This window comes from Streptomyces sp. SID3343 (assembly GCF_009865215.1).
In the GTDB taxonomy this organism is placed as follows: Bacteria; Actinomycetota; Actinomycetes; order Streptomycetales; family Streptomycetaceae; genus Embleya.
Genome location: NZ_WWJX01001034.1, coordinates 1 through 8389 on the forward strand (window position 1 = coordinate 1; position 8389 = coordinate 8389).

An 8389-nucleotide genomic window follows, 5' to 3' on the forward strand; every position below is an offset into this window, starting at 1 on the left:
GCCCCGCGCCGGGCGCGGCCGAGGGTTGGGGCGGCAACGCCCCACCACCCTCCGGCCAACCGCTGCCGCCACCGCCCGGCGCGCCCCTACCGCCGCAGGCGCAACAGCCACCCCAGCCCCAACCCACCGACAACGCGTGGATGCAACGCGCCTTCGGCGAGCCCGAGGAGCCCGGCCGCCCGCCCTACGGTCAACCGCAGCCGCCGCCCCCGGGCCCCGGCCAGTACAACCAGCCGTACGGCCAAGGCACCCCGTCCCACGGCGTACCGGGCCCGCAGGGTCCCCAGGGTCCCCAGGGTCCCCAAGGCCCACAGAACCCCTACGGCCAAGGCACCCCGCCACACGGCGCACCGGGCCCGCAGCAGCCGCCCTACGGCCAGGGCGCGCCCTACCAACAGCCGCCCCTGACACCGAACCCGTACGGCCAGGGCACACCGCCCCACGGCGTCCCCGACCCGCAGGCCGTACAGGGCCCCCAGGGCCCGCAGCCCCCGCAGGTCCCCGAACCGCCGAACCCGTACGCCCAGAGCCCGGAAGCCCAATACCCGTACAATCCAGGCACTCCGCCCAACGGCAACCCGCCGTCCTGGAACCCCGACGGCGCCGGCGCGCCCGCCCGCACGGTCGGCGGCGCACCGCTGGGCTACACCGCGGCCGTCGAGCTCACCAGTGACCGGCTCCTGCGCAAGCAGCCGCAGCCGCGCCGGCAGACCCCGCGCTTCCGTCTCGGCGGCAAGTCGGCGGACGCCCGCCGGGCAGAGCGGCTCGACCGCATCCGCACCCCCGTACTCGGCTGCTACCGGATCGCGGTGATCAGCCTCAAGGGCGGCGTCGGCAAGACCACGACGACCACGGCCCTGGGTGCGACGCTGGCGACCGAGCGGCAGGACCGGGTGATCGCGATCGACGCGAACCCGGACGCCGGCACGCTGGGGCGCCGAGTCCGCCGCGAGACCGGCGCGACCATTCGCGACCTGGTCAACTCGATGGCGCACGTGCACAGTTACATGGACATCCGGCGCTTCACGTCACAGTCGTCGAGCGGCCTGGAGATCCTGGCCAACGACGTCGACCCCGCCGTGTCCACGACGTTCAACGACGACGACTACCGCCAGGTGATCGACCTGCTCGGCAAGCAGTACCCGATCATCCTGACCGACTCGGGTACCGGCCTGCTCTACAGCGCGATGCGCGGCGTACTCGACCTCGCGCACCAACTGATCGTGATCAGCACGCCCAGTGTGGACGGCGCGACCAGCGCGAGCACGACGCTCGACTGGCTCGTGGCGCACGGATACGCCGACCTGGTCGCCCACAGCATCACGGTCATCTCGGGCGTGCGCGAGACCGGCAAGATGGTCAAGACCGAGGACATCGTGGCCCACTTCGAGACCCGCTGCCGTGCGGTCGTCGTCGTCCCGTTCGACGAACACCTGTCCGCCGGCGCCGAGTTGGACCTGGACATGATGCGCCCCAAGACCCGCGAGTCGTACTTCGAGCTGGCCGCGCTGGTCGCGGAGGAATTCCAGCGCATGCAGCCCGCCGACCAGCTACAACAGTGGCAACCCCAGTACCAGCAGCAACAGCAACAGCCGTACTACGGGCAACCGCAAGCCCAACCCCAGGGCTACCCACCGCCCCAGCAACACCCCCAACAGCAACCGCCGTACCAGGACCCGCAACACCAACACCAGCAACAACAACAGCCCTACCCCTACCAGCAGCCCCCGCCCGGCGGCTGGCAACCCCCGCACCAGGGCTGAGACTTCACCAGGGCCGCCTCGGACCCGAAAGCCCGAGGCGGCCCTCGCCACGCCCCGCCCGACGGGGCGGAAACACCAACACCGAGGGCCCGAACTCACCGAGTTCGGGCCCTCGTCTGCGACGTCATCGATACGAACGGGGTGCGAACTACTCCGTCGCGTCGATCAGTTCGCGCGCCCGCTTCACATCGCGGGCCATGTGCTCCAGCAGGTCGTCGATCGAGTCGAAGCGCTCGGTGCCGCGCAGATACTCCAGGAAGTCGACGGCCACGTGCATGCCGTACAGGTCCAGGTCGGTGCGGTCCAGCGCGTAGGCCTCGACGCGGCGGTCGACGCCGTCGAAGGTCGGGTTCGTACCGATCGAGATCGCGGCCGGCAGCCGCTCACCGTCGATCACCAACCAGCCCGCGTACACCCCGTCGGCCGGGATCGCCGTGTAGGGAAGCACTTCGAGGTTGGCCGTCGGATAGCCCAGCTCGCGCCCGCGCTGGTCGCCGCGCACCACGATGCCCTCGACCCGATGCGGCCGGCCCAACAACTCGGCCGCGCCCGCGACATCGCCCTCGGCGACCCGGCCGCGCACGACCGTCGACGAGAACGTCACCTCGCCCGACACGAACAGCTCCGGCTCGACGACGGTGAAATCGTTCGCGGCACCCAACTCCTCCAGGAGGGCGACGTTTCCCGCCGCCTTGTGACCGAAGCGGAAATTGCGCCCCTCCACGACCACGGCCGCGCGCAGGCCCTCCACGAGCACCTGCCGGACGAAGTCGGTCGCGGTCTGCCGGGACAGCTCCAGCGTGAACGGCAACACCAGCACCGCGTCCACCCCGAGGTCGGCCATCAGGTGCGCGCGCCTGTGGTGCGGCGTGAGCAGGGGCGGATGGCTCCCCGGTCGCACCACCTCGCTGGGGTGTGGGTCGAACATCACCACGACCACCGGCAGGCCACGCTCGCGACCGATCTCGACCGCCCGGCCGATCACCCGCTGGTGCCCCCGATGCACACCGTCGTAGGACCCGATGGTGACGACGGAGCGTCCCCAATCGCTTGGGACGTCCTCCAAGCCCCGCCAACGCTGCACCTTGACCGCTCCTCGTTCTTCCGTGACGTGTCGCGGGTCCAGCGTCCCACGTGCGGGGGCCCAAGCCATCCCGGCCCCGCCGTGGCAACGATCACCCTGCGCGCCGAGTGGACCGACTCGGCCGCCGAAAACCGTGCACGACCCGACCCGTGATCCTCGCCCAACCACCGAAATCCCCGGACAACCGGGCCCGTCATCCGCGCTCGACCCACGAAACCGCGAGCGGCCGACCCCGCCCCGCCCACGAAGCCCACAAGCGACGAACCGCCGCCCGGCCCACGAAAGCCACAGGCGACCGACCCCGCCCACGAAGCCCACAAGCGATCAACCGGCTCGACCCACGAGAATCACCCGTGCCCGGCCCCGCTCAACCCACGAACACCGCAAGCGGCCGAGCCACACCCTGCTTGTTCTCGACAAGCGCCAAAAACGTCCCGTCGGGACCGAACACGCCCACCGGCCCGTCGCTCTCGTCGGCCGGCAACCGACCGCCGTGCGACACGGCCCGCGCCTGGTCCTCGGTGACCTCGCGCCGCGGGAAGGCCGCGGCGGCCGCCTGAGCGATCGGCAGGACCCCGAAGGACTCCTCCAACTGCTCCAACGTGCGGGCCTGATCCAACGCGTACGGACCCACCCGGGTCCGCCGCAGCGCGGTCAGATGGCCCCCCACGCCCAGTCCCGCGCCCAGATCGCGGGCCAGGGCACGGATGTACGTACCGGACGAGCACGTGACGCTCACGTCGATGTCGATCAGGTCGCCCTCGCGACGGATCGCGAGCACGTCGAAGACCGAGATCGTGGTCGGGCGCGCCGCGAGTTCGAACTCCTCGCCGTCGCGCACCCGCGAGTAGGAGCGCTTCCCGTCGATCTTGATCGCCGACACCTTCGACGGCACCTGCATGATCGGACCGGTCAACTCGGCGATGCCCGCCGCGATCCGCTCGTCGCTCACGTGGCCCGCGGGCGTGGTGTCGGTGACCTCGCCCTCCGCGTCGTCGGTGACCGTGGCCTGGCCGAGCCGGATGGTGCCGTCGTACTGCTTCTCGGTGAGCGCGAGGTGGCCCAACAGGCGGGTGGCCTTCTCGATCCCGATCACCAGGACGCCGGTGGCCATCGGATCGAGCGTGCCCGCGTGGCCGACCCGGCGGGTGCCGGCGATCCGGCGGAGTCGGCCGACCACGTCGTGCGACGTGAGTCCGGCCGGCTTGTCCACGATCACCAGGCCGTCGGGCGGTGGGGGTCCTGCGTTGCGGCGCGTCACGCGTCGTCTCCCGGGTTTGCGGGCGCCGGAGCGACCGGCAGTAGTGCGTCGGCGAGGAGGTCCCGGAACCGGGCCACCACCTCGGCCGGTGGATCGTATGCGGTGAAGCCCGCCGCGAAGGCGTGGCCGCCGCCGCCGAAGGCGCCGCACACGCGTCCGAGGTCGACGCCGCCCTTGGATCGCGCGGACGCGCGCAGCGCGCCGTCGTCGTCCTCCTTGAGCACCAACGCGACCTCGGCCTCGCCGCTCTTGCGCACGACGTCGATCACGCCCTCGACCTCGTCGAGGCGGATGCCGTGCGCGGCCCGTTCGGCGCGCGTGATCACCGTGGACACCAGGCCCAGGCCGCCGGCCGCGTCGGTGTCGAGTTCGGCCCGGGCGAGCGCCGCGGCGAGGACCTTGAGGTAGCCGAATCGGCACGTGTCCCAGATCGCCCGCTGGATCAGGTCGTGCCGGATCCCGGTGGCGAGCAGGCGAGCCGCGAAGGTGTGGGTGTCGGGGGTGGTCCCCACGTACTTGAACGAGCCCGTGTCGGTGACCAGGCCCGTGTACAGCGCGGTCGCGATGTCGGCGGTGAGCGTCGCGCCGAGACGGGTGATCAACTCGTCGGCCAGCACCGCGGTCGCCGGCGCCTCGACGTCGATCAGGTGATGGGTGCCGAAGCGCGTGTTGGACGCGTGGTGGTCGACCACCAACAGCGTCCGGGCGGCCTTGGCCCGGCTCTCCAAAAGACCGAGCCGCGAGATCCCCGCCGCATCGAAGACCGCGACCAACTCGGGCTCGTCCGGCACGCCGGTGTGCGGCACGAGCAGGTCCTGTCCCGGCAGGAACTCCAGCGACGACGGCACCACGAGCGGGTCGTCGCCATAGGAGACCCGTACGGTCCGGCCCAGTTCCCGCAACGCCAGCCCGACGGCGAGCGCCGAACCGAGCGCGTCGCCGTCGGGGCTGACATGTGCCAGCAGGGTGATGTCCTCGGCCGTCAGGAGGAGGCGTACGGCCTCGTCCCACTCGGCCGCGCCAGGCGCGGTCGGCGGCTGTCCTGCCTCCGGGGGGAGGCCGTTGTTCGCCCCGGGACCGGCTTGGGCCCGCGGCTTCGCTCCCGCGGTCGACCCGGAGTCCCGGTCCGCCGCCACGCCTGGTGTCAAGGTCGGTCGCCCTCCTGTGTATCCGGCTTGGTCCCCGCCTCCGGTTCTTCGTCGGAGTCGTCCGCCGCCGGGGTCCGATAGGGGTCCGCGTCACCGGCGTAGCCGGCGCCCGCGGCGGTTGAGCGTACCGCCGCATCGGCCTGCTGTGCCCGGGCGAGGAGATCGTCGATGAGTTTGGCGTTGTCCGGGAGCGCGTCGGCGATGAACGTCAGCGACGGCGTGTGCCGAACACCGGTCTGGCGGCCGACCTCGCTGCGGATGACGCCCTTGGCGCTCTCCAAGGCGGCGGCGGACGCCGCTCGTTCGGTCTCGTCGCCGTAGACCGTGTAGAACACGGTCGCCTCACGGAGGTCACCGGTGACTCGGGCTGCGGTGATGGTCACGAACCCCAGGCGCGGGTCCTTGACCTTGCGCTCCAAGGTCTCCGCGACCACGACCTGGATGCGGTCCGCGAGTTTGCGCGCCCGCGCGGTGTCGGCCACTGATCCTCCTGCGATTGCTCGGCATTTCGGCGGTGGCCCCGCCTCCGGGATCACCGGGGGCGGGGGCCGCTCGTGTACTCGTACCACTCGATCTTCGCGGCGGGGCCACGCTTTGGCCCGCTCGCTCAGTCGTCGTCCCCGAACACCCTTCGGCGTGCGGAGAGCAACTCCAGCTCGGGCCGGCCGGCGACCAGCCGTTCACAACTGTCCAGCACCTCGGCACACCGCTCGACCGTCGCGGAGACCACCGCGACGCCGATCACGCTGCGCCGATGCAAATCCTGATGTTCAACCTCTGCGGCGGCAACGGCATTCTTGCGCTGAAGGTCGGCCAGGATGGGCCGGATCAAAGATCGTTTTTCCTTCAACGAGTGCACATCGCCGAGCAGCACGTCGAGGCTGACGGTTCCCACATACATAGGCGACGGGCCTGGCCGGCCCGGGAGGCCTCGGGTCGAAGCCACCGGGGCTCCGACGAAAAGAACCGGGTACGCACGTCGCGACCCGGGCACAGCGTGTCGCCGAGGCGCCGTGACCGTGCCGGCCACCGCACCAGACGGCGGATCCGCCCGGTGTGTACCGGGCGGATCCGTCGTACCGACTCATCGATTCGAACTCGGTTCAAGCCGTTCGAACGCTCGGACCCGTGAGGGTCAGCCTCGCGGCTTCTCCCGCATCTCGAACGTCTCGATGATGTCCTCGACCTTGATGTCGTTGAACGAACCAAGGTTGATACCGCACTCGAAGCCCTCGCGGACCTCGGTGACATCGTCCTTCTCGCGACGCAGGCCCTCGACGTTGAGGTTGTCGGCGACGACAGCCCCCTGGCGAATGATCCGCGCCTTGGTGTTGCGCTTGATCGTGCCACCGGTGACCATGCAGCCCGCGATGTTGCCGAGCTTGGAGGAGCGGAACACCGCGCGGATCTGCGCCGTGCCCAGCTGGACCTCTTCGAACTCGGGCTTGAGCATGCCCTTGAGCGCGGCTTCGACTTCCTCGATGGCCTGGTAGATCACCGAGTAGAAGCGGATGTCGACGCCCTCGCGGTCCGCCATCGTCCGCGCACGGCCCTCGGGCCGCACGTTGAAGCCGATGATGATCGCGTCCGAGGCCATCGCCAGGTTGACGTTGGACTCGGTGATCGCACCGACACCGCGGTCGATGATCCGCAGCTCGACTTCCTCGCCGACGTCCAGGTTGAGCAGGCCGTCTTCCAACGCCTCCACCGAACCGGAACCGTCACCCTTGAGGATGAGGTTGAGCTGCTGCATCTCGCCGGCCTTGAGGGCCTTGTCCAGGTCCTCCAGCGAAACACGCTTCGAGCGACGGGCCAGGGTCGCGTTGCGCTCCCGGGCCGCCCGCTTCTCGGCGATCTGGCGAGCGGTGCGCTCTTCCTCGACCACGAGGAAGTTGTCACCCGCGCCGGGCACGGCGGTCAGGCCGAGCACCATGACCGGACGGGACGGCGTGGCCTCGGTGAGGTTGTTGCCGTTCTCGTCGATCATCGCGCGGACACGGCCGTACGCCTCGCCGACCACGATCGCGTCGCCGATGTGCAGCGTGCCGCGCTGGACCAGGACGGTCGCGACGGGGCCGCGGCCCTTGTCGAGGTGACCCTCGATCGCGATGCCCTGGGCTTCCTGGTGCGGGTTGGCCGTGAGCTCCAGAGCCGCGTCCGCGGTCAGCACGACCGCTTCGAGCAGCTCGTCGATGCCCAGGCCCTGCTTCGCCGAGATGTCGACGAACATCGTGTCGCCGCCGTACTCCTCGGCCACGAGCCCGTATTCGGTGAGCTGGCCACGAACCTTGGTCGGGTCCGCGCCTTCCTTGTCGATCTTGTTGACCGCGACGACGATCGGCACGCCGGCCGCCTGCGCGTGGTTGAGCGCCTCGATCGTCTGCGGCTTCACACCGTCGTCCGCCGCGACCACGAGGATCGCGATGTCCGTCGACTTGGCACCACGAGCACGCATGGCGGTGAACGCCTCGTGACCCGGGGTGTCGATGAGGGTGATCTTGCGGTCGATGTCGTTGACGACGGTCGCGACCTGGTAGGCACCGATGTGCTGGGTGATGCCACCGGCCTCGCCCGCGACCACGTTCGACTTGCGGATCGCGTCGAGGAGTCGGGTCTTGCCGTGGTCGACGTGACCCATGACGGTCACGACCGGCGGACGCGCCTCGAGGTCTTCCTCGTCGCCCTCGTCCTCGCCCCATTCGAGGTCGAAGGACTCGAGCAGCTCGCGGTCCTCCTCCTCCGGGGAGACGATCTGGATCACGAAGTCGAGCTCGGCGGCGAGCGTCTGCAGCTCGTCGTCGCTCACCGACTGCGTCGCGGTCAGCAGCGAGCCCAGGTTGAACATGATCTGGACGAGTGCTGCCGGGTTCGCGTTGATCTTCTCCGCGAAGTCGGTGAGCGACGCGCCGCGCGACATCCGGACCAGACGCCCGTTGCCGCGAGGAGCCATCACGCCACCGGCGGACGGAGCCTGCATGTTGTCGAACTCTTGACGACGCTGGCGCTTCGACTTGCGCGCACGACCCGGACGCCCACCGGGACGACCGAACGCGCCCTGCGTGCCGCCGCGGCCACCGGGGCCACCACGACCGCCGCCGCCGGGACGACCGGCGAAGCCGCCGCCGCCGGGACG

7 protein-coding genes are annotated in these 8389 nt (G+C 70.5%); 1 reads left to right on the forward strand and 6 read right to left on the reverse strand.

Going from position 1 to position 8389, the window contains the following annotated elements:
• Window positions 1-1763 (forward strand): MinD/ParA family protein (locus GT354_RS32255; protein WP_237535694.1); only part of this gene is annotated, 1763 nt, incomplete at its 5' end.
• A 148-nt stretch (window positions 1764-1911) separates the two neighbouring features.
• Here the strand turns inward: GT354_RS32255 and GT354_RS32260 are convergent.
• From GT354_RS32260 to infB, 6 genes are all read right to left on the reverse strand, one after another.
• On the reverse strand, window positions 1912-2847 hold the full coding sequence (locus GT354_RS32260; protein ID WP_161359925.1) for a bifunctional riboflavin kinase/FAD synthetase: 936 nt from the start codon (window positions 2845-2847) through the stop codon (window positions 1912-1914).
• Window positions 2848-3214: 367 nt separating this feature from the next.
• Window positions 3215-4108 carry a tRNA pseudouridine(55) synthase TruB gene (truB, locus tag GT354_RS32265; RefSeq protein ID WP_161359926.1) on the reverse strand — a complete coding sequence of 298 codons (894 nt, stop codon included), beginning with the start codon at window positions 4106-4108 and terminating at the stop codon, window positions 3215-3217.
• On the reverse strand, window positions 4105-5256 hold the full coding sequence (locus GT354_RS32270) for a DHHA1 domain-containing protein (protein ID WP_202512553.1): 1152 nt from the start codon (window positions 5254-5256) through the stop codon (window positions 4105-4107). Before GT354_RS32270 ends, truB begins: the two co-directional genes overlap by 4 nt.
• Window positions 5253-5738, reverse strand: coding sequence for a 30S ribosome-binding factor RbfA (rbfA, locus tag GT354_RS32275; protein WP_161359927.1), 486 nt, complete (start codon window positions 5736-5738; stop codon window positions 5253-5255). The genes GT354_RS32270 and rbfA overlap by 4 nt, the downstream gene beginning before the upstream one ends.
• A 125-nt stretch (window positions 5739-5863) precedes the next feature.
• Window positions 5864-6157 carry a DUF503 domain-containing protein gene (locus tag GT354_RS32280; RefSeq protein WP_161359928.1) on the reverse strand — a complete coding sequence of 98 codons (294 nt, stop codon included), beginning with the start codon at window positions 6155-6157 and terminating at the stop codon, window positions 5864-5866.
• Between the two features lie 234 nt (window positions 6158-6391).
• Window positions 6392-8389 (reverse strand): translation initiation factor IF-2 (gene infB, locus GT354_RS32285; protein WP_161359929.1); only part of this gene is annotated, 1998 nt, incomplete at its 5' end.

Coding starts and splice junctions, on each gene's coding strand:
- GT354_RS32280 (WP_161359928.1), bottom strand. CDS start 6,157: ATGTATGTGGGAACCGTCAGCCTCGACGTGCTGCTCGGCGATGTGCAC.